This window comes from Lysinibacillus sp. S1, from assembly GCF_044986265.1.
Taxonomy (GTDB): Bacteria; Bacillota; Bacilli; order Bacillales_A; family Planococcaceae; genus Lysinibacillus; species Lysinibacillus capsici.
The window spans coordinates 2591306-2615717 of the sequence record NZ_CP173154.1 but is presented as its reverse complement, the minus strand read 5'-3'; the positions used below and the strand labels follow the sequence as shown (position 1 = coordinate 2615717).

The window sequence follows — 24412 nt, the reverse complement described above, 5'->3', positions numbered from 1 at the left end:
ATCATGAATAGTCATGGCTTAAAATTGTTTTATCAAGTTGCGGTTACAGGCAGTTTTACAAAAGCTGCAGAAATGCTATGCATAAGTCAACCTGCAGTTTCAAGTCAAATCAAACGTTTTGAACATGAAATTGGAGTCCAGCTATTTCAACAACAGGGACGTGGTGTAGTACTTACTGAATTCGGTGTGACACTAGCAGAAAAAGCTCAAAATCTTATTGCTCTTGAGCAACATATTGAAACATTTATAGAAGATTATCGACTTGCAAGAACTGGGAATTTACACATTGTTGCAACTTTCTTACCTGCTAATTTTTTAATTCCTAAATGGGCGGCTACTTTCAAGGCTGCTAATGAACAGGCGAATTTAATGATTACAACAACCAACACAAAGGATGCCTTTGAACAGTTAATAAACTATAAAGCGGATATGGCTATTTACGGTGGGGGAATGTCTGAAAGACCTAAGGAAATAGAGTGGGAGGAATTATATGAGGATGAATTATGGTTTGTAGTATCGCCAAATCATCGCTATGCACATCAATCTATTACATTAGTTGAAATGTTTCAGGAGCCTTTTATTATGAGAGAAGTAGGTAGTTCGATGAGGGAGCATCTTTTCTCATTATGTCAAACATACCAAGTGAGACCACCAAATATCGCACTCCAATTTAATGGTATTCATGAAACCATTCGCTCAGTCATGGCGGGCTATGGTGCAAATTTTATTTCTTCTCTTGCGGTTAGAGAGTATGTAGAGAGTGGGCAATTGGCGAGAGTTTATGTGAAGGATATTCATGCCATTAAACATAAAATTGCAATTTGTACAAGGAATAATGAGAAGCAGAATTTACTTGTGCAAAGGTTTATTGAAACCATAAAAAATTCCCCCATTTAAACATTTGAATCTCATGCAAGGTGGAGAGAAATTTGTTATATTAGTTGTATAACAAATGTGGAGCTGATAAACATGTTTATTCAAATAGAATTTCAATCAGACGTACCTATTTATGAGCAGGTAACACGTCAAATTATTGAAGGAATTGCTAGAGGAGAAATGAAGCCAGGTGATACTTTGCCATCTGTGCGGAGTTTAGCTGCCGATTTAGGTGTTAATATGCATACTGTTAATAAGAGTTATCATGAATTAGAGGCGAAAGGGATTATTACCATTCGGCCAAAATCTGGAGCTATTATAAGTTCAGCAGAGGAGAGAGCTTTATCACCTGAGCAACTACGACAAATCGAAAAGAATTTAAAACCTGTTGTGGCAGAAGGAATGGTGCTCGGTGCAACAGCTGAACAAATTGAGCACATGATGAAAAAAGTATTTGCTGATTTGCAAATTCCAGCAGAGGGAGTGTAGCAAAATGCTACTTGGCGTTTTTATAACCATTTACATCATGACATTAGCTTTGCAAATAGTCGTTCCCTATATTGTAAGAGAGACTATCGTTTTTGGAGTCACAGTGCCTGATCAAATTATTAAGCATCCCATCTTAGCTCAGTTGAAAAAACAGTATGTGCGGTTCGTAGGGGGAACAGGGATAGTTTTTCTAATCATCATGATTATAAGTTACAATCAATTTGCTCCTTCTGAAGCTATTCAAAGTATTGTTTTATTAAGCTGTTTGTTTAGTATGCTTACAGTAAGTATGGCGTTGTATTGGATAAATCATCAAAAGGTATCGAAGTTGAAAAAACAAGAGCAGTGGGGTGCAAATATTAAACAAGTACGGGCAGTGGATTTAACTGCAAGAAGTCGTGATGAAATGCTTCCTTGGTCTTTTTTTGCTGTACCATTAGGAATATCCGTATTTTTGATCATTTACACATACCTTCATTACGATCTCATGCCAAATGATATAGCAGTACATTGGGGGCCGAGTGGTGAAGCGGATGCATGGAGAAACAAGACCTATTTTACGGCTATTTCACTGCCACTGGTAATGCTAATGATGCAATGTATGATGTGGGGAATTACCGACTCCATTAAACGTTCTGCAATTAAATTAGCTGTAAATCGCAAAGAGGAATCGTTGGAGGATCAGCTAAAAACACGAAAATACATGAGTTGGCAAATACTACTGATAAGTTCTGCATTAACAGCTTTATTAACAATTTTACAATTAAGCAACATCTATCCTTCTATGACAGTAGGCTATAAGCTATTACCAGTATTTATTTTGTTCTTAGTTGTTTTGCTGGGTTCATTACTGATATATGTGGTGAAAAAGTATAAACATAAAGTACGCTATGAAGCAAATATAGATTCCCAGGTAATGGACGTGGATGAGGATCGTTATTGGAAGGGCGGCTTAATTTATATGAATCGACAAGACCCATCCGTTTTTGTGGAGAAACGCTTCGGGGTAGGATGGACCATGAACCTTGCCAATCCTAGAGGCTATATTGTGATTGGTTTACCTTTTCTCTTATTGCTGTTGATTTCTATATTTTCGTTATAAAATAATAGTAATTTGTGATGAAAAAATTCGTTCTATATGATCGGATTTTTTCTTATTAACTGGAGGTGGGCAGATGAAGATCCTTGTTGTCGATGATGACGTTCATATTTTACAGCTAGTCAATATTTATCTTACAAAGGAAGGCTACCAAGTGCTACTTGCTGAAAATGCAAAGCAGGCACTAGCCTTACTCGAAGGGAATCTGCCTGATTTAGCTGTTGTCGATGTGATGATGCCAGGAATGGATGGTTTTACACTAACAGAGTATTTAACTCAAGATTATGATATTCCTGTTTTATTATTAACAGCAAAAGGTGAGCTAGAGGATAAAGAACGTGGCTTTTTAGCAGGATCTGACGATTATGTTGTAAAGCCCTTTGAACCAAAGGAATTATTATTTCGTATAGCTGCAATTTTGAGGAGATTTGATAAAAAAAATCAAGTAACCATTCAAGTAGGTAAACTAGTAATTGACCGACGAAGCTTTGAGGTTGTAATAGGGGAAAATACACTTATATTACCTTTAAAGGAATTTGAATTACTGGCTTTGTTAGCATCACGCCCCCATCAAGTATTTACTCGCAGCTATATTATGGAACAAGTATGGGGCTATGACTATGATGGAGATGAGCAAACGTTAAATACGCATGTGAAGCGGATTCGTGAAAGATTAAACCGATATGACACGGCTGTTGAAATTACAACAGTAAGAGGTGTTGGCTATAAGCTAGAGGAAACAACATGAAAACGTTATATAGTAAATTTGTTGTAACAACAATGCTAGTAATGATTGGAAGCTTATGTATGGGCTTTTTGGTAACGAATACCTATTACCATCAAGTTGTAAAAGAAAAAAATGATGCGAAAAACGTTAGCATAGCACAGGATATTGTGCATTATATTGAGACAGACGAACCAGAAGATTTAAATAGCTATCTGACAACCTTGGGTGAAATCGGCTATCAAATATATGTGACAACTGGTGAGGAGGGGCATTTTTTTGGCGGTCCATATCGTGATAAAACATTGTCAACATCTGTTGTGGAGCATGTTTTAAATGGGGAAACCTATCATGGTATGCGAGATTTTCCTAAAGAAACCTTTGTAACAGGATTTTTTGCTAACGAACTGAATAATACAATTGGTGTGCCATTTACCTATGAAAGCAAGTCCTATGCACTATTCATAAGACCAGATATTCGTTTATTGTTTTCTGAGGTGCATACAATACTCGCAGGATTAATGTTGGTTATGACAGTACTGAGTCTTCTTGCCATGCTACTATTTGCTAAAGCATTAATTCGCCCCATTACGAAGTTAACAGCAGCCACTCAACAGCTAGCACATGAAAAATTTGATACAGTTCTAGATATTGATCGTGCAGATGAAATTGGTCAATTAGCATCAAGCTTTAATAGGATGACCGAGAGATTACAGGAAAATGATCGTACACGGAAGGAATTTATTAGTAATGTATCACATGATTTTCAGTCGCCTTTATTAAATATTCAAGGGTATGTAGATTTACTGAAAAATTCTTCCCTTACTGAACAGGAAAGACAGGAATATGCAGCAATCATAGAGCTAGAAACAAAACGCCTATCTACATTAACCAAACAGTTATTATTATTAACTTCCCTTGACCAATCGACAAGAATTGTAAAACGAGAGTCTTATCGTTTAGATGAACAGTTAAAGGAAACCGTACGAAAGTATCGTTGGCAAATGGAAGAGTCACAGCTTCAAATATCATATAAGCTTGAGCAAATTATTTTTGATGGCGATGCAGGGCTTTTACAAAATGTATGGGATAATTTACTGACAAATGCCATTAAATATAATGTAGAGGGTGGGCAAATACATCTACATTTACAAAAAAGATCTGCCTCACTTGAAATTCTTGTTGAGGACAGTGGGATAGGAATGACTGAGGATCAATTAGCAAAAGCATATGACCGTTTTTATCGCGCCGATGCGTCTAGAACCAAGCAAGGGACAGGGCTAGGCTTAGCGATTGTCAAACAAATTGTTGAGCTACATGGAGGGACCATACAGATGCAAAGTACGATGCATGCGGGCACAAAGGTTTATATCCATCTACCAATTTTGTCATAAGGAGTTCATATAAAGTTCATGTTCACACGATAAACTGCTACTTAGTTGAAACACAACTAGGGGGAGTTATCGTATGGAACAAAAGTGGAGCATACGTCTTATTCGATTAGCGGCAATCTTTGCTTTAATCGGCACATATTTAGGTTCACATATGTCGGGATCAGGTAGCTATGAATATAGACCGATACATGCACATATTTTACTGGTCGGCTGGCTTAGTATGTTTGCCTGGGGTATTTTTTATAGAGCCTTCAAAGTGAAATCACAAAAATTAGTAACCATTCATGGTTGGACAGCTATTGTGGGTGTTCTGGGCTTAACGTTAGGCATGTGGTTTTACAATATAAATCCATTTAATTTTGGTAGCACTTTTACATTAGTCTTCTTTATTGTAGGAGGAACTACACTATTAATTAGCTTTGCTTTATTTATTGTTGTAACATTTATGATTCAACAACAAAAGGATAATAGCAGTCTTTAATAAAACCTACCGTGTCATTCGTGATGCGGTAGGTTTTAAAATATTTATTTAATTTCTTCAAGTGACTTTTTCAGCCATCTTGTCGCCTCTTGATAGTCTTGTGCAACACCATGCCCTTTTTTGTATAGCATACCAAGCTGGAATTGGGCTTTTTGATGTCCTTGATTAGCAGATAGTCGATAAAGCTGGGCTGCCTTTGCAAAGTCCTTTGGTACGCCCTGTCCATGAATGTGCATTTGGGCTAATTGGTATTGTGCTTTCATATGTCCTTGTGACGCAGCCTGTTCAATCCATTTAGCTGCCTCTGTGTAATCCTGCTCTACCCCTTTACCTTTATCAAATATATTGCCTAGTTGATACTGCGCACCTGCATGGCCTTGAATGGCTGCTAGGCGATAACATCTGCGCGCCTCCTCAAGATTTAAGGCTACCCCTAATCCCTGTTCATATAGTAGACCTAATTGATATTCAGCTTGAATATGTGATTGATCAGTTGCTGCTCGCCACCATATCACGGCCTCCTTATAATTTATAGGAACACCATTTCCAGATGTCAGTAATAGGCCAAGCTCATACTGAGCATCTGCATAGCCTTTTTCTGCCGCAGACCTAAAATATGACATTGCTTTGGCTGGATCTTGAAGCTGATATACATATAGACGTCCTAGCTCGAAGCCAGCGCTGATATGGCCATTGTCAGCAGCTAGCAGTAGCCACTTTTCTGCTGACACAAGATTCTGTTCTTTTTCATACAGCAGGCCAAGACAGTATTGAGCATTTAAATGTCCTTTATGTGCCGCTAGCTTGAACCATTTTAAAGCTTCTATATGATCTTCTATCATTCCTTGCCCAGTATTATAGAGCATGGCCAGTTGAAACTCTGCGTTAACATGGTCCTGTAAAGCAGCCATATGAAACCATTTTGCCGCTTCTTCTTGGTTTTGGGGAATACCACGCCCTTTTAGATGCATATAGCCGAGATTGTATTGAGCACTTGCATCTCCAGTTAAGGCAGCCATTTTGAAATAAGCAACGGCTTTATCATAGCTTTGCTCCACACCCGTGCCATTATGATAAAGGAAGCCTAGATTGTTTTGGGCACTTGTATTACCTTGATTGGCTGCTAAGGTATACCACTTGGCAGCTTCGTTAAAATTTTGAGATAGGCCTAAGCCTTGATTATAGAGTACACCTAAATTGTATTGAGCGTCAGCATTCTCTAAATCAGCAGCTATTTGGTAATGTCGTGCAGCCTCTAGATAATCCTGTATAACACCTTGGCCTAGATGATAAAGTACACCAAGGCTATAGTGAGCATTTGCGTCATTTTGTGCGGCAGCTCGTTCATACCACATTTTTGCAAGCCGATAGTCCCTTTCTACCCCTCGACCATGATTGTAAAGAGCACCTAAGTTATATTGAGCACTTGCATCTCCGTTCTGGGCAGCTACTTCAAACCATTTGACAGCATGTTCGTAAGCCTCTTGAGACTGCTCATGCTGAAGTATATTTTTATCAAATATTGAAGGAAGTTCTGTGGCATGAGAAGACATGCGGTTCGATTTGAAACTACGATCATAGCGCTTCATAAACCATTCAACAATATCGCTAAGATAATCTAAAACAATTTTAGCTGCTTTGGCTTCTACAATGTCATTACTAGTATGGCTTGTCATTTTATGAATTAGATTCATCAATAAATAAATCCGACGAGGATGAATTTGCGCCACAAAACTTCGATTATTTAATAGCATTCGGACATTTTTGAGTTTAGGTTCGGTATGCATTTCCAATCGGTAAATCTCATATAAAATTTCCTCTAATACAAGTAGTGACTTCTGTAAGGATTCTGCTGGGGTTGAAATGGCGAGCAAACTAGCATCCTGTAAATTTTTAGCTAATATTGTGAAGGACAGCTGTCTTAATTTTTGACATTGTTCTTCAAGATTTTCATAATGCATGACGAAAGTACTCACCTCTTTCAGTTAATTACCTCGGCGTCGTTGCAAGCAATTTCTTATTCAACCTTTTTACAAAGCGCCTCTTCATCTCTTTGTTCATATATCGGAGAAAAATCGATATTATTGATATGTTTTAATGGGATTCATCAGTTGAATTGTTGCTGTTACATGATACTATTTGATATAAGGGAGATTCGTAGCTACGGAGAACCTGTCAGCCTTTAGGTGGGGGATCGAAATGAAAAATATTGCAGCTATTATACCAGCATATAATCCACAACAATCACTCATTACCTATGTACATCAATTGCTAGCAACGACTATTACACAAATCATCATTGTCAATGATGGGAGTGATCAAAAATATAAAGATATTTTTGAAAACCTAGATAAAATTGAACGCTGCCAAGTACTACAGCATGATTGCAATATTGGTAAGGGTGGCGCACTTAAGACCGCCTTTGCATATATACGAGAACAACAAGCGAGGTGCCATGGTATCCTTACAGTTGGGGCCCATGGGCAACATACTTTACAAGATGTGAAGCTTGTTTTAACGATGACAAAGGTGTTTTCTGAAGGGATTGTGCTAGGTGTACGTAACTTTCGTTCAACTGATAGTACATTTCTTTCTTACTGGGGAAATCGTGCAACAAGCTTATTTTTCGAGATACTATATCATAAGAAATTAATGGATACACAAACAGGTTTACGTTATATTTCCATCAATGAGTTGCCTTGGTTAATGAAAGTAAAAGGTGAACGCTATGATTATGATACAAACATGTTAGTTGCTGCACTTAAAAGAAAGTGTCCAGTTTTCGAAGTTGAAATTGGGCAATTACGTATAAAGAAGAATTCAATAATTCAGTACGATGAAATAACAAACGCTGGTACCATTATTACGAGAATGCTCATAAATTATCTAAAGCCAAGGAATAGTAATGGCTAGGTTTAAATTTAAAACAATGAGCTAGGATAAAGAATAACGATCACTCATTAGAGCGTAGCGAGTATAAGAGAAGGAGCAATGTATATGGAATATTCAGATCAAGTGAAAAATCGTGTGAAACGGATGGAAGGACAGCTACGTGGCATTTTGAAAATGATGGAGGAGGAAAAAGACTGTAAGGCAGTCATTACACAATTATCAGCAGTACGCTCTGCTGTAGACCGTACAGTTGGGGTTATTGTTAGTACAAACCTATTGGAATGTGTACAGAATGCTGAAGGGGATGGCGAAAAAATGAACGAAGCCATTCAGGAAGCAGTTAATTTAGTGGTGAAAAGTAGATAATTTTCTAAACTCCTGAACAATTACAGAATCTAAATCGAAATAAAACTCACTATTAATTAGGTGAGTTTTATTATTTTGCAAAAAAATAGTTATATTCGCTAATTATATTTTATTATTAGGTATTTTATATTATATAAAATTTAATATATTTTTAGTTAAAAGTCTTAGTTAGTGAACTTGTATGATAGCTTAGTAGGTACATTCTTTGCTATGCTAAATAGTGAAGAAAGAATCAAAGGGAAGGTGATGAGTGATGAAAAAATTATTGTTATGTGGTGCGGCTTTATTGATATTAAGTCCAACTGCAGTCTATGCAAAACAAACAGAAAATACCTCCCAAATTTATCCTATGGTAGCTAACTCAACAGTAGCAAATTGGGATCAATTAACAGAAGAACTTGCAAAGCAAATACAAAACTTTGAGACCGATATAAAAATTACGTATACAGGCAAAATAGGCGACCTCAAAAAAGAAATGATGGACGCACTTGAAAAAGCTAAGCAACAAGCCGTTTATGCAAGTGGACATATAGAAAGTACCATGGTTTCCGCAGATTCTCTAGGGAATGTAACGTATAAAATGAAGTACCTGACAAGTCAAACTCAAGAAGTAGCTGTACAAAAAAAGATTAATCTAATATTGAAAAATATTATCAAACCTTCTATGACAGATTTCCAAAAAGTAAAAGCTATTAACGATTATATTGTATCCAATACTATGTACGGGACTAAAACTAAGGCAAGTCCACATAGTGCTTATGCTTTGTTTTTTGAAGGACAAGCTGTATGTCAGGGTTATGCATTGGCAGCACATGCTATGTTAGAGCAGTCTGGGATAGAGACAAAATATGTTGTAGGTTTTGTAAATGGGAATGAGGCACATGCTTGGAATTTAGTAAAGGTTGATGGGAAATGGTATCATTTGGATACAACATGGAACGATCCTTTGCCAAATCGCGTTGGTGCGGCGTCCTATGACTATTTTTTAGTGTCGGACAATCAAATTAGCAAAGATCACACTTGGATTAAAGGAAATTATCCTACTGCTACAAGCACTAAATACAGTTATATGCTTAATGTTCATTTCGCACATCAGTTAAATAATATTGTTTATTTTAGTAATACTGCAGATAACGATAAACTGTATAAGCTTGATATGACTAGTGGTAGCAAGTCAAAGGTATTAGATAAACGTGCGTTGTATATTACAGGGACTAATAAAAACCTATATTATAGTGATTACAGTAACGGTGGGTATTTGACAAAGCTAGATTTAAAAACGTTAAAAGCTGAGGTGCTAGTGAAGCAGCCAGTAACAAATTTAAAGGTTAGTGACAATTATTTACTGTATAATGTCCAGACAAAAGAACATAAACTTAAAATTAATTAAGTCAACAAACAAATATTAACAGGCACAAATGGACCCTTAAGTGAGTTCTTTGTGCTTTTTTTGTATATAATGTAAAGAAGACGGTTGGAGGTGAGGAGTTTGTGGAAGAAATTAGCTATAATTGCCATTATTATTATTTTTATTGATCCTATTTATACGGCTGGTAAGGCTGTTGTTCAGCAGGTGGTCGATTGGACAAATAATGATGAAATAGAAACTATGCTACTTTCAACTAAAGAGAAGATTGTAGATGTTACTGCAAGACTTTCAGATAATGCCTCAATTGAAACAGCCCTACCTATAGAAGATGTCCATGAAGCGGAGGTAGTCCCTACAGCTCCACCTATTCAGAAACCTGAAACAAAGTTAGTCGTGACAAATGCCAAGGAACTGGCTGATGCGATGTATGCGTATTATAATAGCTTTTCACCAAAGTTTGAAATTCAATATAAAGGGAATACACAGCGAATTGAACAAATTGTAGAAGAGGCCTATAACAATGCTATCAAACGCGATGACTATGTTTACGGCCATGTAAGTAAACATTCAATTCGATATGAATATGGGCGAAATAAAGCAACTATTTTTGGAGAACAGAGCTATTTAATGACGCCAGAGCAGGCGGCATATGTAGAGATGAATGTTCAAGAAATTATTGCTAAGATTAGTAAAAAATCTATGACGGATGTAGAAAAGGTACGAGCTGTCAATGACTATATTGTTGCCAATACTTCCTATACAGAACAAACGAATTCTAGCCCACACAGCGCTTATACCGTTCTTGCCGAGCACGGGGGAGTATGTCAGGGATATGCTTTACTTGCCCACTCTATGCTTCAAAAATTGGGTATTGAAACAAAATATATCGTAGGCTATGTAGGTCAAGAGGGACATGCTTGGAATCTAGTCAAGCTGGATGGACAATGGTATCATCTCGATACGACATGGAATGATCCAGTACCAGATCGTAAGGGCGCAATACGCTACCAATACTTTTTAGTAGATGACCGTACAATGGCGAAGGATCACACGTGGATTGCTGAAGACTATCCAAAAGCAACAAGCACACTGTATAGTTATTATCATGATATAGACTTCCCAGCACAGGTTGGAGACCAATTGTTTTATAGTAATATTGCAGATGACAATAAGTTATATGTACTAGATATGAAAACTGGTAAAACGAAGCGTGTCACAAATTCCCGTGCACAATATATCGTTTATTCGGATGGTTGGCTCTACTTTAGTAATTATTCACGAGGGGCGTATTTAACAAAGATTCGTCCAGATGGTAGTGGAGAAGAGGTACTTAATAGGGAGGATTCGAAGGATTTATTTATAAAGGATGGGTATCTCTATTTTACGACGAATGAATTGAAGAGACTGGCACTTTAAAAACAAGAAAAGGGCAATGACTTATAAACAGTCATATGCCCTTTTTGTTCGTTCAATTAAATAAGTAATAGGCTGATGCTGACAAAGGGTAATGTCCACTTGAGGATACATGAAGGTTATTTCCTCTGTAAACATCTTTAAAATGAGTGGATTATGTTTGATGGCACCACCATTACAATATAGAGTAAATGGTGTATTCTGATAGTTAATTTTTTTCAATACAGCGTTTGCTAGAATAGCTAGTTCGTGGGCTGCTTGTTGAGATATTTCGATGGCACAAGCATCTTCTTGCTCGACTGCCTTTGCCACAAAGGAACCCATCTTGGCCAGTTGTGCATTGGTATAGGAAGGGCGGAAGAGCCATTCAGCGAGCTCTGTAACATCTTGTATACCTAAAGATTGATAGACGGCTTCCTTTAAGATTGTTGGTTTCCCACGACCATCCTCCATTTTAAATATAGCTCTTACGACTTCCTGCCCTAACCAATACCCACTTCCCTCATCGCCAGCCCGATGTCCCCAACCCCCTACACGTACAATTCGTTGCCCATCAATGGCATAGGCAATAGCTCCTGTTCCAGCGATGAGTAGTGCACCTGCCTGTCCAGCAGTCACACCTAATAGTGTGGCCTCCGCATCATTTTCAATAATCAGCGTATCGATTTGTAGCTGTGTGGTCTGAAGAGCATTTTGAACAATGGCCACGACGGTTGCATGATCCTTCGGAGAATCAATGCCAGCTAAAGCAAAGGTAGCTACAGCAATTTGAGAATTAGGATACTTTTGCAAAAATGTTTCAACATTTGCTAAAAGCTCTTGTAAGATTGCTGTAGCTGATTCAACACCAATGGCTTGATAATTAGAGCCTTTAGCGGATATAGAATATTCAATGTCACCAGATTCAGCATGAACAACAGCACATGCTGTTTTTGTCGCCCCACCATCAATAATTAATAACCATTGCTTCATTGATTCCATTCCTCTAGAAAGGCTGTTAGTTCTTTTTCTGCTTCAATAATGGAATTTTCCTTTAAGCGAATCCATTCATAAAAATCATGGGCATTCAGTTTGGAGCGTTCAAGGGCAGCTTTCATAGTGGCTGGAGCGGGTCCACCTAGTAATGTTCGTACACCAACAAAAGATTCTGGTTTTAATGTCTTATAGAAATCCTCTTCTGAAATAGTTAATTCCTTGCCCGTGATCAATTTCGATTGTGTATTTGCAAGTCCCCATGTAAGACTAGCTAATGATTCCTCTCCATGAGCAAGTAGAACCTTAATACATTTACTAACAATACTATGTGCTTGACGGAAGGAAATTCCCTCTGAACGGACTAATGTATCAGCTAGCTCAGTGACATTCGCAAAGCTATTTTCAGCGCGATTTTTTAACTTCTTCTTATTGACATCCATTGTAACAACAAGCGAACCAAACAACTTATAAATACCAATTAAGCGGTCAATGGCACGCCATAAATAAGGCTGCATATCATCCTCAGTGTCTACGATATCGCCAAAAGGTGTATTATGTACCATCTGTAATACTGTACTTGCATCTCCTACAACCGCAGATAGTAATGAGCGTGTATGTTCTATAGAAACAGGATTACGCTTTTGAGGCATAATAGAGCTTATTTGCACATATGGACTTGCGAGTGTAAACGCATTAAACTCCTGAGTAGCCCATAATAAAAAATCTTGAGAAGTACGGCCAAGATTGAGTGCTGCAAGCTGTACAATACTTGCAGCCTCAGCTATATAATCTGCTCCTGCAACCGCATCCCATGCATTTTCGATAATATCATCAAAGGCTAGTAGATCACGCATACGTTCTCTACTAATATTAAAGCCTGTCGTTGTTAAGGCAGCGGCTCCCATACTGCTACGATTGACGGTTTTATAGACATGCTGCATTCGTTCAAAATCACGCTCTAGCTGATCGATCACGGCCTTTAAATAATGGGCGAAGGTTGTAGGCTGGGCCTGCTGTGTATGTGTGTAGCCAATCATAATGGTATCGATATGTTCCTCTGCAGCAGCGATTAAATCATCACGTAATGTTAGTAACTCGCGCATTAATAGTAATAATTTTTTTCTTAATGTCATTCGATAGATGGCAATACCCATATCATTTCGGCTTCTGCCAATGTGAAGATTTCCAGCAACATCACCAGCAAGCTCTATTAATTTATTTTCAATGCGGAAAAATAAATCCTCATATTGGGGACTGTAATCCTCTAAACGATAATAATTTAAGTCAATTTTTTTTAGAGCTATCCCAATTTGCTTTGCTTCATCTTTTTTTACAAGTCCTTGTTCTTCTAACATTTTTAAATGAGCAATATTGATTTGTAGCATAATTGTTAAAAAATTTTTTTTTGCCTCATCATAAGCTGGCTGTAAAACAATTTTTCGATAGATGTTAGAAGGGAATATCATCCCATCTTCCAGCTGTGTTTTATTGCGAAAATCTTCAAACATTGTCATGGCCCCCTAATAGATTGGCAGCTAAATGGCTGTACCAGCACTGCCTTTTGATAGTTTTTCAGAAATAATAAGGACAACTAAAATTAAACAAATTTGTAAGACACCATAAGCACAGGCGGTCCCAAATTTAAATGCATATAATTTTTGGAATATCGCTACAGACAATGGAATAGTGGATGTACTGTAAATTAGAATGGATGCAACGAATTCACCAAAGCTTTGCACGAGGGCTAAGAGTGTCCCTGCTAAAATCCCGGTGAATGTTAAAGGCACGACAATACGTCTAAATGTATACCACCAGTTGGCTCCTAAGCCACGTGATGCCTCTTCAATCGATTGATCTAGCTGTACAAGAGAGGCGGATGTTGATCGAAAAACAAGTGGTAAATGTCGAATAAAGTAGGCTAATGGCAAAATCCAAAATGTCCCGATCAATACTTGATTAAAACTAAAGATACTTTCTGTACTAAAAGCAGCAATTAAATTAACAGCAACAACTGTTCCTGGCAAAGCCCAAGGTACCATTATCAAAATATCGAGCAAGGTTTTCCCCTTAAAATTTAAGCGCACCATAGCATAAGCAGCCGCGACACCAAAGATAATATTGCCCAGTGTTGCAATGACACCCATTTGAATGGAGTTCCAAATAGGTCGCCATGTGCGCTCATCAGTAAAAAGGGCAATATAATGATCAATTGTATAGTCGGTCGGGAGAATTTGCGTTTTCCAAGCGCCATCCACAGAAAAAGAGATCAATATCAACACTAAAATAGGCAGTATCAATATTAATGTGCCAACAAAAGAAGCGATTGTTGCTATAATTTTTACCTTTTTTGAGGATACCTCTGAACGATGAACACTAATTCCCTTACTTAGATTTTGATAATTTCTGCGATTTTGATACCAGCGCATAATGATTAAAAAAGTGATAGATACAAAAGATAATATCATCGACTGTGTCGCAGCCATTTCAAGATTACCATTTGTACGTGATAAATAAATTTGCATCGTCATAGTACGCTCTACACCAAACATCAAAGGTGCAGTATAAGAAGCCATAGAAATCATAAACACCAATAAGGATGAGGCAACAATAGAAGGTGTGAGCATTGGTAAAATAACCTTTGTCCATACGCGAATACGCCCTGCACCCAGACTAGTAGCTGCCTCTTCAAGAGCAGGATCAAGCCCCTTAATAGCAGCAGAGGCAGTCAAATAGAAGTACGTATACATTGTGAATGTATGAACAACGATGACGCCCCATATTCCCTTCAAGGCAAAAGGAACGTGATCCAACCCAAATAGATGCTGAAAAATTCGTGGGAAAATCCCGCTATCACCATATAAAAATGAAAAGGACAAAACACCTACTAGAGGAGGAAGTGCCATTGGAACCAAAACTAAAACAGACAATATCCGTCTCCCAGGGAAATTATAGCGTTCTAGTAAAAAGGCCATTGTTACCCCAACAAGTGCACAGCAAATAACACTGATAAATGAAATATAAATACTGGTCCACAAGGCCTCTAAATTTGCTGGACTAGCTATATCAAAAAATTTCTTATAATGAAAGAATGCTTCATCACCAGCAAAGCTTTGGATGAAAGTTTGATAGAAGGGATAAACCACATAGGCGAATAACACTAAAAATAATGGCGAGATTAAAACATAGACAAACCAATTAGCATGAAAAATTCGCGTCCACATACTTTCAGACTGTTTCTCCATATTGGCTTCCTCCTATTCCCCTAAAAAGTATAGTGAATCTTGTGCCATATGGATTGTAATATCTTCACCGATCTTTTTGATTTGGTCATAAGAATTAATAAGCATTACTTTAAGTGAGAACGCAGTAAAATCTACAATGTAATTAACGCTAATGCCTGTGAATTCAACAAATGTAATTTTTCCTGTTAATGTGTTTTCACCAGTACCAAGTTGAATCGATTCTGGACGAATAGAAATAAATACTTTGTCTCCAATCATATGCGTTAAGGAGGGAGAGCTTTGTTGCTTTCGCCCAGTTAAATTATGTCCATTCACTGTTCGTACTTGTACACTTTCCCCATCAATAGCTTGGATTGAGCATTCAATTAAATTAGTTTCACCAATAAAATTTGCCACAAAACGATCCTTGGGTTGATGATAAATTTCCTGAGGAGTACCAATTTGTTTGATATAGCCATTTTCCATGACCATAATTCGATCCGACATAGACATGGCCTCCATTTGATCGTGAGTAACGTATATCGTTGTGACTCCAAGCTCAGATTGGATTCGTTTGATTTCAATACGTGTTTCCTCACGCAATTTTGCATCTAGATTGGATAGAGGTTCATCAAGCAATAAAATATCTGGCTCTATCACGAGTGCTCTAGCTAAAGCAACACGTTGCTGCTGTCCACCAGATAGCTCATTTATTTTTCTGTTGCCGTAAGCAGCAAGATGCACTTGGCATCTAATTCGATCAACCTTGTTCTGAATCTCAGCTTTTGAAAATTTTCGAACTTGTAAACCAAATGCAATATTCTCATCAACTGTCATATGGGGGAAAAGGGCATAATTTTGAAATACCATGCCGATATTGCGCTTATTGGGCTGAAGTCGAGTGACATCTCGCTCATCAAAAAGAATTTTGCCTTTAGTTGGGTAATAAAAGCCTGCAAGCATCCTTAAAGTGGTTGTTTTGCCACAGCCGCTAGGACCGAGAAAGGTAAAAAATTCACCAGCTTTTATTTCAAGATTTAAGTCTTTCACGCCATACACTTGACCAAATTGCTTCGAGACATTTTCCATTCTGACACTTCTCAATCATTAGCTCCTCTCTAACAAAGAATCTAGATGATACAGGAAGGTAAAAATTCGCTGTATAAGCCGAATTTTTACCCGTTCTACTATTTACCGCGCCCTTTAATATTGTTATCCCAGTATTCCATCCATTCGGCTTCTTTGTCAGACATTAGCTGCCAATCAATATCAAATGTTTTTAAATCTAATTCCTGATACCATTCTGGCATGGAGGCTTTGTCGATATCAGAACGTGTAGGAATTTGATAGTAATCATTAGCTAATTGTGTTACCATCTCTTTTTCAAATAAAAACTCTACAAATAGTTTCGCATTTTCTAGGTTTTTCGCATTGTTTACAACTGCTACACCGTCTACTAAAATAGGTGCTCCACTTTTAGGATAAATATAATCAAAAGGATAATCTGTCGTATATTTTTTTAACAAAATATCTTGTAGATTCCATAGGGAGACACTGCCTTCTTGACGTGTTAGCTTTAAATACAAGGCATTAGGGTCTTGTGTGTACTCCTTTGTATTGGCATCTAATTGTAGTAACCATTCATAGCCTTTATCTGGTGAATCTGCATCTTGCCGTACAATCATGGAAGAATAAATCGTACGCATTGTGCCTGACGCCAGTACACCTCTGATTAAAATTTGATCCTTCCATTTAGGATCTAATAAGTCATCCCAGTCCTGTGGACCAGTTTCTTTTGTTAGTAAATCACTATTAATCATAATTACTTCTGGTAACAGCATCTCGCCGAACCATCGTCCTTCAACATCTTTGTGTGTGGTATCAATAGAGTCAATAAAGCTCGGCTGCCAAGCATGTAGTAAGTCTTCATTGGCGCCAACAATGAGCGCTGATTGGGTTCCGCCCCACCAAAAATCTGCTTGAGGATTGGCTTTCTCTCCACGAAGACGTTCTAAAATTTGTTGAGCACCCATCGTTAGAAATTCTACTTCAATGTCTGGATATTTTTCATTAAACTGATCGATCACATTTTGCACCATTTCTTCGTCACGTCCAGTGTAAATTACTAGCTTGCCTGAAGGCGACGTTGCTGCTACTTCTGTTTTTTTACCATCCGATGCCTCGTCATTATTTGCTGCATCATTTGTAGAATTTTGCTGATCTTTGCCATTACAAGCAGCTAAAACGAAAAGCATTAACATAAGGAAAAAACCAAGAATATAGGCTTTTTTCATCAACTTCCCCTTTCTTAAAGTAAGTTACTTGCATATTGCAGTATAATACCGAAGGGGGACATTAATGTTAGAATTATTAAAAAATTACATTTGCATTCATCATAACGAAGTGCATAATGGTAAGCAATGGCATTTCATTAAAGTTCAAAAAAACTCCTTAAAAAGGAATCATTCCATTTTTAAGGAGTTTTTTGTCGTTTTATGAATGTGCTTCTAATAAGCTATCCTTTTGTTGACGTTGTGCAACAATGGTTGGCAGCATCATACCAGCAATCACCAGTACAATCCCGATAATTTGTACAGCAGTTAAAGGTTCATGCAAAACAATAACAGAAACAGTAACAGCCACTGGTAATTCAATGGCACTTAAAATAGAAGCAAGCGCACCACCGATTTTAGGGATAGCAATTGAAAATAGATAAATCGGTAAAATGATACCGAAAAGACCTAGTGCTAGTCCGTATTTCCACAGGCCTTGCATGAATAGTTTACCGTTCCAAATAACCTCTGGGCTTAGGAAAATACTGATCAAAATAAGGGCTACAGAGGAAACGATTAATACCCTTGATGTGGTAGTCACGCCCTCGACGGGTCGAGAATTAAATTGAATAAAACATGCAAAAGTAACGGCTGCTGTAAAACCGAATAGCCATCCTTGAATAGGAATGTCACTTAAATCTACATTTAATACACCTGCAGCTAGAATCGTTCCTATAAATAAGATAACGATTGAAATTACTTCAGGTCTACTTGGTAATCTTTTATGGAGGGCACAATCAATCAGTAGACCAATCCATGTAAATTGGAATAACATGACTACTGCAAGAGAAGCAGGAAGATACTTTAAAGATTCTCCGTACACGATACCTGTTGTCCCTGTAAAAATTCCCGCGCATATTAAAATAAGTAAGCCCTTCTTGGACGGTCTTGGTAATTTTCTGTCAGTAAAAATAAAGATGGATATTACGAGTAAAAAGCCAATAATATATTGGCTTGATACAGCCTCCGCTGATGTAAAGCCATGCTGCATAGCTACTTTGACAATAGTCGACAAGATCCCGTAACTACTAGATGCAATAACAATCAAAAGAGGGTAAATCAAATTGTTTTTCATATATTAGTTATTCACTTCCTAAAACTGTTTAACCATATGGTGAAAAGGCTCATCAATAATTGACCAAGGCTCCGTAATAACAAAGCCTAGTCGTTCATAAAGACGGCGAGCTTCTTCTTTTTGGGTTTCAACATTTAAAGATAATTTTGTATAGCCACGCTGCTTTGTCAGCTCTTCAGCAAATTGTAATAGCAATGTTCCGATTCCTTTACCACGTGCAGCTGGTGCAACACAAACTGTATCAATGTAAGCCTCATCTTCATGGGCTTCTTGGTCAATAACAATGGATGGCGCATTTTTTGCTTCAAGCCATTTAACAAGGTTAGCGTCCATGTGAACGGCTTGTTCGCCGTGATAATAAACGAGAATCCCCAAAATCTGTTCATTTTCAGTAGCGACAAAAGTATTTAAATAAGAATGTCGATTGTCTTCTTGGTGAAAAAGAACAGTCAGCTCTTGTATAACAGCCTCCCTTGATTGCTCACCAGTTAAGCGATTAGCAATATCGCCAATGGCGTCGATAATTAAAGGCACAACGGCATGGGCATCTTGTGGTTGCGCTTGTCGAATTGTAATACTCATTTTGATAATCCCTACCTTTCTATAGGCAAGTATAACAAAGATAGGGGATGACTCAAGTTATCCATCCTCTCATAAAGAAATGCCAAAAGTAAAAACCTTTATAGAATGACAATTTTCGTGTTAATCTATAATGACTAGACTTTCAGGAGGACTATCATGACAAAGCAAGAGAAGGATTTTATATTAGTCTATGGAGATGCTTTTATTGACTATATTGCTGATGATGTAACAAACACATCATTTACTAAATATATGGGTGGCGCAACGGTCAATGTTGCAGCGGGTATTAGCCGCATTGGTGCGCCTTCCGCATTAATTACAATTACGGGGGATGACGAGGGCTCGCAATTTGTGCGAGATGGGCTTGCCCAAGAGGGTGTGAAACTGGATTATGCCGTATTTGATCCAGCAAAACGAGTAAGTGGTGTATATGTGCATCTAACAGAAGCATGTGAGCGAATTTTTAAGGATTATGTTGATGAAACACCTGATTTACAAGTTGAACCATCACAGCTAAATGAAGCAGCTTTTAAGCATGCCTCTGCTTTAACGGTGTGTTCAGGCACAATGTTCCATCCAACGGCTCTTGCTACAACACGAGTAGCAGTAGAAATGGCTAAGGACAAGGGTGCGATTATTGCAATGGATGCAAATATTCGTCCTTTACGTTGGAGCAGTGAAGAAATTTGTCGAGATACGATTACATCATTTTTTGAGGATGTCGATATTTTAAAGGTGACGGATGATGAGCTATTCTTCCTGACAGAGACAAGTAGCTTAGAAGACGGTATCGAGCAATTAAATAGCTATTTAGTGCCTATTATTTTAATTACCGTAGGAGAAAACGGGACTTATGCAGTCCTTAATGGTGAAGTTATACATGTACCGACTGAGAAAGTAGTGCCTGTGGATACAACAGGTGCGGGAGATGCATTTATGGCAGGTGTCCTACGTGATGTCCATTACAATGGTTTACCTACAACAAAAGAAGAACTAGTGCGTTGTACAAGCTTTGGCAACAAATTAGGAGCGTTTGCCGCAACAAAAGCAGGTGCTTTAACGGCTCTACCATATTATGAGGATATTAAGCATTTACTAAAATAAAACATGTGAGGCGTGGAGAATATGGGGAAAGACTACGATGTTTTAGTAAAGGATCAACTGTTCTTTGGCGGTGCAAAAGATGCAGAGGCTGCATTTACACAAGAATCCGTTGATGTTGTGATAGATGTTCGTGTTCAAGGGCTATCCCCTCAAGACCAGGAGACAGTTCCTTATTCTTATAAACATATGCCTATAGCAGATGAAGATAGTGAGGTAGCATCATCCATTCAACAAGTCGCGCAAGAAGTTGCTATAGCCTTTGAGACAGGGCAAAAAGTATATGTTCACTGTGGAAGTGGTGGTGGACGTGCAGGTGTTGCAGCTACTGCTATATTAATGGAGTTGGGAATGGCTGATTCATTAGAAGCAGCACAGGCAGCTGTCAAAAAAGCTCGTCCATTGGTGACGATACGCCCTAAAATGGAAGACGCGCTGCAAAAACTTTATAAATAATTGAGAAGATGTACTAATTAAGGTACATCTTTTTTTATGATGTAAGAGATACTTTGTTCTATACATATTAGAACAAAGTTGTTATAGTTAATGTATAACAAATAATGAGGTGATCTGTATGATGGAGGAATTAGCAAAAGTTCCATGGGCAGTAATAGCACCGCTCATCATCGTTCAAATTATTTTGATGATTGTAGCACTTATTGATTTACGAAAAATTCATGCAACAAACGGCCCTAAAATTCTTTGGGTGTTTATTATTCTTTTTGCTAATCTATTTGGATCAATTGCGTACTTTATAGTGGGGAGAAAGCAGTCATGACAACTTTACTTCAAGTTATAGGTTTGACCAAGCAATTTGCAGAGCACAAAGTTGTAGATGCTATTCATTTTAACTTAGAGGAAAAAACTTCTACGGCTTTAATTGGTCCAAATGGAGCTGGCAAGACAACCACTTTATCTATGTTAACGGGGCTTTTAAGACCGACTGCTGGAAATGTAAAAATGCTAGGTAATGATTTACGTGCGCATATAGGTTTTTTACCCCAATATCCACAATTTCATCCTTGGTTAACTGCGTTAGAGTTTACAGAAATGGCTGCAAAATTGAATGGTGTAGCAGCCAAAAAGGCTAAATTAGAAGCACAAAAAACCTTAGAATTTGTAGGGTTAGGGGACGTCCAACATAAAAAAATAGCCTCTTTTTCAGGTGGAATGAAGCAGCGACTAGGTATTTCCCAAGCAATAGTGCATAAGCCTAAATTACTGCTATTAGACGAACCTGTTTCAGCATTAGATCCAGTTGGCCGTAGAGAAGTACTTGATTTATTAAAAGGACTACAGCAAGAGACGACTATTTTATACTCAACGCATATTTTAAATGATGCTGAAGAAATGACAGATCAACTATTATTCTTGCAAAATGGAAAACTAGTAGAGCAGGGAACATTACGTGAAGTACGGCAACGTTTTGATGAGCAAAATTATGTCATTGAATTTGGCAGTGAAGAAGAGGCTAAGCTTTTTGCAAATTCCTCTAATCATGTAATAGGTTGTAATGTGTATATTGAGATCGTGAATGAAGAGCCGACGATGAAAATGTTGCTTCAACGGTTAAGTGAATGTCCTTATACAATTAGAAAGGTAGAGCGACAGACAGCATCTTTGGAAGAAATTTTCATGAAGGTGGCGAAAAAGGCATGAGAGGATTCAATGTACTTCTGCAAAAGGAATTTAGAGAAGCATGGCGGAGTTGGAAGTTTCTATGGATTCCTCTAGTGTTTGCTCTGCTTGGAATGAGTGATCCACTAACAAACTATTATATGATGGATATTTTAAATGCTGTTGGAAATGTTCCAGAGGGCTTTGAAATGTTGATGCCAGAATTAATGCCACTGGATTTAATTCAAGCTTCTATCGGGCAATTTCAAACAATTGGCTTATTGGTGATGATGGCTTCATTTGTAGGAGCTATTAGTAAGGAACGCGCTAATGGTATGGCAACATTACTATATTCTAGGCCTATATCATTTGGCGCATATTTTTTGAGTAAATTTGTTGTTATGAGCACCATTTGTTTTGTTAGTATTTTAGCTGGGTTTGGTGCAAGTGTCTATTATACTACTATTCTATATGGAACGTTGGACGTGGGTGCACTGTTAGTAAGCTTTTCTACGTACTATATTTGGCTGCTATTTGTGATAGTTGTTACGTTAATGATGAKTGCCAGCTTCAAAACAGTTATTGCTACAACATGTGCATTTACAGTAATCTTTGTTGGGCAAATTATCGATATGATTATAGGAATCTTTTGGACAATATCTCCGTGGAAACTGGCAAGCTACGGAATTGCAAAATTTCGAGGAACAATAGAGATGTCAGATTACTGGTGGAGCTTAGTCATTACGCTAGCATTGACAATTATCTGCATCGGCATTGGTATCGTGATGATGAAAAGAAATGCGTCTATGACAAAAATCTGAAGAGAAAACGGTAAAAATGGATTTTTACCGTTTTTTATTTTAAATCATCCTACCATTTATAAGCAAAATCAATCCTACAAAGAACATAATCCAAGAAAGGGTCGAGCTTGTTCTTTGATCAAAAAGCGTTTGAATTTTTCTTAAAGGTTTATTCATAAATCGGCGGAATAATAGATGTAAGCATAGTAGGATGATCCCTGGTGCAATCATTACTAAATTATATCCTGCCAATAAAGGTAACCATTCATAAAACACTATTTGATTACTCGTTAAAATACCTATTGCCGCGAAATAAGGAAGAGCGGTTGCAACTTCTAAAATAGAAGTTGTGAAACCTAAAGCTACCATAGAGCCCACATGTAAAGATTTTGGTTTAGGGGGTCCATTTGCCTTTCTTTTTGGAACTAACCAACTGCCAATAAATAAAATTCCCCCTACTATGGTCATGATTAATCGAGCTGAGTAACTATCTAGCAAATTAGAAATAGGGTTGAATATGACACCTAGACCTAACATTAAAAAATTCCCAGTACTAAAGTAAAACAACCCAACAGTCATTAAATAGGTTAATAAAAGGCGGATCTGCTGTTTTTTAGCCACAAGCAATACATAGACGGATACGCCAATTATAGAAGGACTAAACATGTCTAACAAAGCTAAGGTACCAATCAGTAGCAACATTTCTATGTTCATGATTATGATTTTCCTAACGCCTGTTTTTTTGTTTCATAAACATGAAAAGCCTGCTCTATAAAATGTAGAAATTCTTCCTCTAAAGGATATAATCCAATTTGTTCAGATTTATAAGTAGATTTTCTTATGGTCCACATCTTCTCTAAAAATTCATCATTTCCGTTATATTCTACCTCGGCTTTTTCCATCATTCGTTTAATAATAAACTGAACGGAATCGGCTTCAGGACTTTCCTTATGAAGCTGCTTTAATTGACCTAATAAACCAATCCACTCTAAAGAATTAGGATCATTTTTATTTAAATTGGGTAATTTTCTAAGTAGTTCCATTTCTGTAGCTGCAAAAATCTGCTGGCGGAAGGCTTGCTTATTATCTCGTTCTTGATTTGAAAGCTTAATGTACTTTTGGATAAGGGACTCTGTCAACCCACCTTCGATAGACGAAGCATTCTTTAATCCAAGAATAGTGTTCTTCATTTGCTGTAGTTTCTTTTGCTCTTCTGCTACAAAAGCTAACTGATGGTCTAAACTTGCTTCCCAGTTCCATGAATTATTGATAAGCGTCTGAATTTCTTTCAACTTGAAGCCCAATGCCTTTAAAAATACAATCTGTTGTAACGTTTTGAGTTCGTTCTCTCCGTATATCCTATGTCCCCCCTCAGTCTTTGCTATAGGAAGTAACAAGCCGATCTCCTCATAGTAACGTAACGTTCGAACAGAAATGCCAGTTTGTTTTGATACATTGTGAATCGTAATCAAGGTAATCACTCCTCCTCTCTGTTAATGACATTATATAAAATGACGTAACGTCACTTTCAAGAGGGATTGTAAAACTCCTTTCTTGGAATCTCTATAACTTAGGAATATAATGGGTGTGTAACTCGAAATTTGT

Annotated in this window: 25 protein-coding genes; 15 read left to right on the top strand and 10 right to left on the bottom strand. The window is 37.6% G+C overall.

Annotated features, from left to right (window positions below):
- Positions 1-3 precede the first annotated feature (3 nt).
- The 6 genes from ACHZEU_RS12940 to ACHZEU_RS12915 all read left to right on the top strand — a co-directional run bounded on the left by ACHZEU_RS12940 (position 4) and on the right by ACHZEU_RS12915 (position 5063).
- Positions 4-897, top strand: coding sequence for a LysR family transcriptional regulator (locus ACHZEU_RS12940; RefSeq protein WP_054548490.1), 894 nt, complete (start codon positions 4-6; stop codon positions 895-897).
- A gap of 72 nt (positions 898-969) precedes the next feature.
- Positions 970-1365, top strand: a complete 396-nt coding sequence (locus ACHZEU_RS12935; protein ID WP_048395924.1) for a GntR family transcriptional regulator — start codon at positions 970-972, stop codon at positions 1363-1365.
- Between the two features lie 4 nt (positions 1366-1369).
- Entirely contained in the window at positions 1370-2467 is a 1098-nt protein-coding gene (locus ACHZEU_RS12930; protein ID WP_048395926.1) for a DUF1648 domain-containing protein, read from the top strand.
- A 73-nt stretch (positions 2468-2540) separates the two neighbouring features.
- Positions 2541-3212 (top strand): response regulator transcription factor, encoded by a 672-nt coding sequence (locus ACHZEU_RS12925; protein WP_048395929.1) that lies wholly within the window; start codon positions 2541-2543, stop codon positions 3210-3212.
- Positions 3209-4582 (top strand): HAMP domain-containing sensor histidine kinase, encoded by a 1374-nt coding sequence (locus ACHZEU_RS12920; protein ID WP_048395931.1) that lies wholly within the window; start codon positions 3209-3211, stop codon positions 4580-4582. The genes ACHZEU_RS12925 and ACHZEU_RS12920 overlap by 4 nt, the downstream gene beginning before the upstream one ends.
- Positions 4583-4655: 73 nt before the next feature.
- Entirely contained in the window at positions 4656-5063 is a 408-nt protein-coding gene (locus ACHZEU_RS12915) for a hypothetical protein (protein WP_048395933.1), read from the top strand.
- 44 nt (positions 5064-5107) lie between these two features.
- Here ACHZEU_RS12915 and ACHZEU_RS12910 read toward each other — a convergent pair whose 3' ends face one another.
- A complete protein-coding gene (locus ACHZEU_RS12910; protein WP_048395934.1) occupies positions 5108-7024 on the bottom strand; it encodes an SEL1-like repeat protein in 1917 nt (638 codons plus the stop codon).
- Between the two features lie 238 nt (positions 7025-7262).
- Between ACHZEU_RS12910 and ACHZEU_RS12905 the strand changes: the two genes are divergently transcribed.
- The 4 genes from ACHZEU_RS12905 to ACHZEU_RS12890 all read left to right on the top strand — a co-directional run bounded on the left by ACHZEU_RS12905 (position 7263) and on the right by ACHZEU_RS12890 (position 11106).
- Positions 7263-7976, top strand: a complete 714-nt coding sequence (locus ACHZEU_RS12905; RefSeq protein WP_048395935.1) for a glycosyltransferase family 2 protein — start codon at positions 7263-7265, stop codon at positions 7974-7976.
- A gap of 84 nt (positions 7977-8060) precedes the next feature.
- A complete protein-coding gene (locus ACHZEU_RS12900) occupies positions 8061-8321 on the top strand; it encodes a metal-sensitive transcriptional regulator (protein WP_004233098.1) in 261 nt (86 codons plus the stop codon).
- Between the two features lie 253 nt (positions 8322-8574).
- A complete protein-coding gene (locus ACHZEU_RS12895) occupies positions 8575-9711 on the top strand; it encodes a transglutaminase domain-containing protein (RefSeq protein WP_404803475.1) in 1137 nt (378 codons plus the stop codon).
- A 99-nt stretch (positions 9712-9810) separates the two neighbouring features.
- Positions 9811-11106: a transglutaminase domain-containing protein gene (locus ACHZEU_RS12890; protein ID WP_404803474.1), complete on the top strand. Its 1296-nt coding sequence runs from the start codon at positions 9811-9813 to the stop codon at positions 11104-11106.
- A 21-nt stretch (positions 11107-11127) separates the two neighbouring features.
- Here the strand turns inward: ACHZEU_RS12890 and ACHZEU_RS12885 are convergent, their stop codons facing one another.
- From ACHZEU_RS12885 to ACHZEU_RS12855, 7 genes are all read right to left on the bottom strand, one after another.
- Positions 11128-12075, bottom strand: a complete 948-nt coding sequence (locus ACHZEU_RS12885; protein ID WP_048395798.1) for an N-acetylglucosamine kinase — start codon at positions 12073-12075, stop codon at positions 11128-11130.
- Entirely contained in the window at positions 12072-13586 is a 1515-nt protein-coding gene (argH, locus tag ACHZEU_RS12880; protein WP_048395796.1) for an argininosuccinate lyase, read from the bottom strand. Before argH ends, ACHZEU_RS12885 begins: the two co-directional genes overlap by 4 nt.
- 27 nt (positions 13587-13613) lie before the next feature.
- On the bottom strand, positions 13614-15320 hold the full coding sequence (locus ACHZEU_RS12875) for an iron ABC transporter permease (protein ID WP_048395794.1): 1707 nt from the start codon (positions 15318-15320) through the stop codon (positions 13614-13616).
- Positions 15321-15332: 12 nt separating this feature from the next.
- Complete coding sequence (locus ACHZEU_RS12870) at positions 15333-16403, bottom strand: ABC transporter ATP-binding protein (protein WP_048395792.1); 1071 nt, start codon at positions 16401-16403, stop codon at positions 15333-15335.
- An 83-nt stretch (positions 16404-16486) separates the two neighbouring features.
- A complete protein-coding gene (locus ACHZEU_RS12865) occupies positions 16487-17593 on the bottom strand; it encodes an extracellular solute-binding protein (protein WP_048395791.1) in 1107 nt (368 codons plus the stop codon).
- A gap of 199 nt (positions 17594-17792) precedes the next feature.
- The gene (locus tag ACHZEU_RS12860) at positions 17793-18707 is read right to left on the bottom strand and encodes a DMT family transporter (protein ID WP_048395789.1); all 915 of its coding nucleotides are present in this window, start codon (positions 18705-18707) and stop codon (positions 17793-17795) included.
- 18 nt (positions 18708-18725) lie between these two features.
- Positions 18726-19289: a GNAT family N-acetyltransferase gene (locus tag ACHZEU_RS12855; RefSeq protein WP_048395787.1), complete on the bottom strand. Its 564-nt coding sequence runs from the start codon at positions 19287-19289 to the stop codon at positions 18726-18728.
- 156 nt (positions 19290-19445) lie between these two features.
- Here ACHZEU_RS12855 and ACHZEU_RS12850 point away from each other — a divergent pair, with 156 nt between their 5' ends.
- From ACHZEU_RS12850 to ACHZEU_RS12830, 5 genes are all read left to right on the top strand, one after another.
- On the top strand, positions 19446-20393 hold the full coding sequence (locus tag ACHZEU_RS12850; RefSeq protein ID WP_048395785.1) for a carbohydrate kinase: 948 nt from the start codon (positions 19446-19448) through the stop codon (positions 20391-20393).
- Positions 20394-20414: 21 nt separating this feature from the next.
- Positions 20415-20846 carry a dual specificity protein phosphatase family protein gene (locus ACHZEU_RS12845; protein WP_048395783.1) on the top strand — a complete coding sequence of 144 codons (432 nt, stop codon included), beginning with the start codon at positions 20415-20417 and terminating at the stop codon, positions 20844-20846.
- A 118-nt stretch (positions 20847-20964) separates the two neighbouring features.
- On the top strand, positions 20965-21168 hold the full coding sequence (locus tag ACHZEU_RS12840) for a PLDc N-terminal domain-containing protein (RefSeq protein ID WP_081010918.1): 204 nt from the start codon (positions 20965-20967) through the stop codon (positions 21166-21168).
- Positions 21165-22049 carry an ATP-binding cassette domain-containing protein gene (locus ACHZEU_RS12835; protein WP_404803473.1) on the top strand — a complete coding sequence of 295 codons (885 nt, stop codon included), beginning with the start codon at positions 21165-21167 and terminating at the stop codon, positions 22047-22049. Before ACHZEU_RS12840 ends, ACHZEU_RS12835 begins: the two co-directional genes overlap by 4 nt.
- On the top strand, positions 22046-22828 hold the full coding sequence (locus ACHZEU_RS12830; RefSeq protein WP_404803472.1) for an ABC transporter permease: 783 nt from the start codon (positions 22046-22048) through the stop codon (positions 22826-22828). Before ACHZEU_RS12835 ends, ACHZEU_RS12830 begins: the two co-directional genes overlap by 4 nt.
- A gap of 39 nt (positions 22829-22867) precedes the next feature.
- Here ACHZEU_RS12830 and ACHZEU_RS12825 read toward each other — a convergent pair whose 3' ends face one another.
- Both ACHZEU_RS12825 and ACHZEU_RS12820 read right to left on the bottom strand, forming a co-directional pair.
- Entirely contained in the window at positions 22868-23521 is a 654-nt protein-coding gene (locus ACHZEU_RS12825; protein WP_048395777.1) for a GAP family protein, read from the bottom strand.
- A gap of 2 nt (positions 23522-23523) precedes the next feature.
- Complete coding sequence (locus ACHZEU_RS12820; protein ID WP_231595764.1) at positions 23524-24288, bottom strand: MerR family transcriptional regulator; 765 nt, start codon at positions 24286-24288, stop codon at positions 23524-23526.
- Between the last annotated feature and the right edge of the window lie 124 nt (positions 24289-24412).

Excerpts from the sequence above, each read along its gene's own strand:
- ACHZEU_RS12925 (WP_048395929.1), top strand. The coding sequence starts at position 2,541 with ATGAAGATCCTTGTTGTCGATGATGACGTTCATATTTTACAGCTAGTC.
- ACHZEU_RS12840 (WP_081010918.1), top strand. The coding sequence starts at position 20,965 with ATGATGGAGGAATTAGCAAAAGTTCCATGGGCAGTAATAGCACCGCTC.
- ACHZEU_RS12935 (WP_048395924.1), top strand. The coding sequence starts at position 970 with ATGTTTATTCAAATAGAATTTCAATCAGACGTACCTATTTATGAGCAG.
- ACHZEU_RS12900 (WP_004233098.1), top strand. The coding sequence starts at position 8,061 with ATGGAATATTCAGATCAAGTGAAAAATCGTGTGAAACGGATGGAAGGA.
- ACHZEU_RS12905 (WP_048395935.1), top strand. The coding sequence starts at position 7,263 with ATGAAAAATATTGCAGCTATTATACCAGCATATAATCCACAACAATCA.
- ACHZEU_RS12835 (WP_404803473.1), top strand. The coding sequence starts at position 21,165 with ATGACAACTTTACTTCAAGTTATAGGTTTGACCAAGCAATTTGCAGAG.
- ACHZEU_RS12850 (WP_048395785.1), top strand. The coding sequence starts at position 19,446 with ATGACAAAGCAAGAGAAGGATTTTATATTAGTCTATGGAGATGCTTTT.
- ACHZEU_RS12920 (WP_048395931.1), top strand. The coding sequence starts at position 3,209 with ATGAAAACGTTATATAGTAAATTTGTTGTAACAACAATGCTAGTAATG.
- argH (WP_048395796.1), bottom strand. The coding sequence starts at position 13,586 with ATGTTTGAAGATTTTCGCAATAAAACACAGCTGGAAGATGGGATGATA.
- ACHZEU_RS12895 (WP_404803475.1), top strand. The coding sequence starts at position 8,575 with ATGAAAAAATTATTGTTATGTGGTGCGGCTTTATTGATATTAAGTCCA.
- ACHZEU_RS12910 (WP_048395934.1), bottom strand. The coding sequence starts at position 7,024 with ATGCATTATGAAAATCTTGAAGAACAATGTCAAAAATTAAGACAGCTG.
- ACHZEU_RS12865 (WP_048395791.1), bottom strand. The coding sequence starts at position 17,593 with ATGAAAAAAGCCTATATTCTTGGTTTTTTCCTTATGTTAATGCTTTTC.
- ACHZEU_RS12875 (WP_048395794.1), bottom strand. The coding sequence starts at position 15,320 with ATGGAGAAACAGTCTGAAAGTATGTGGACGCGAATTTTTCATGCTAAT.
- ACHZEU_RS12940 (WP_054548490.1), top strand. The coding sequence starts at position 4 with ATGAATAGTCATGGCTTAAAATTGTTTTATCAAGTTGCGGTTACAGGC.
- ACHZEU_RS12855 (WP_048395787.1), bottom strand. The coding sequence starts at position 19,289 with ATGAGTATTACAATTCGACAAGCGCAACCACAAGATGCCCATGCCGTT.
- ACHZEU_RS12930 (WP_048395926.1), top strand. The coding sequence starts at position 1,370 with ATGCTACTTGGCGTTTTTATAACCATTTACATCATGACATTAGCTTTG.
- ACHZEU_RS12915 (WP_048395933.1), top strand. The coding sequence starts at position 4,656 with ATGGAACAAAAGTGGAGCATACGTCTTATTCGATTAGCGGCAATCTTT.
- ACHZEU_RS12885 (WP_048395798.1), bottom strand. The coding sequence starts at position 12,075 with ATGAAGCAATGGTTATTAATTATTGATGGTGGGGCGACAAAAACAGCA.
- ACHZEU_RS12845 (WP_048395783.1), top strand. The coding sequence starts at position 20,415 with ATGGGGAAAGACTACGATGTTTTAGTAAAGGATCAACTGTTCTTTGGC.
- ACHZEU_RS12825 (WP_048395777.1), bottom strand. The coding sequence starts at position 23,521 with ATGAACATAGAAATGTTGCTACTGATTGGTACCTTAGCTTTGTTAGAC.
- ACHZEU_RS12860 (WP_048395789.1), bottom strand. The coding sequence starts at position 18,707 with ATGAAAAACAATTTGATTTACCCTCTTTTGATTGTTATTGCATCTAGT.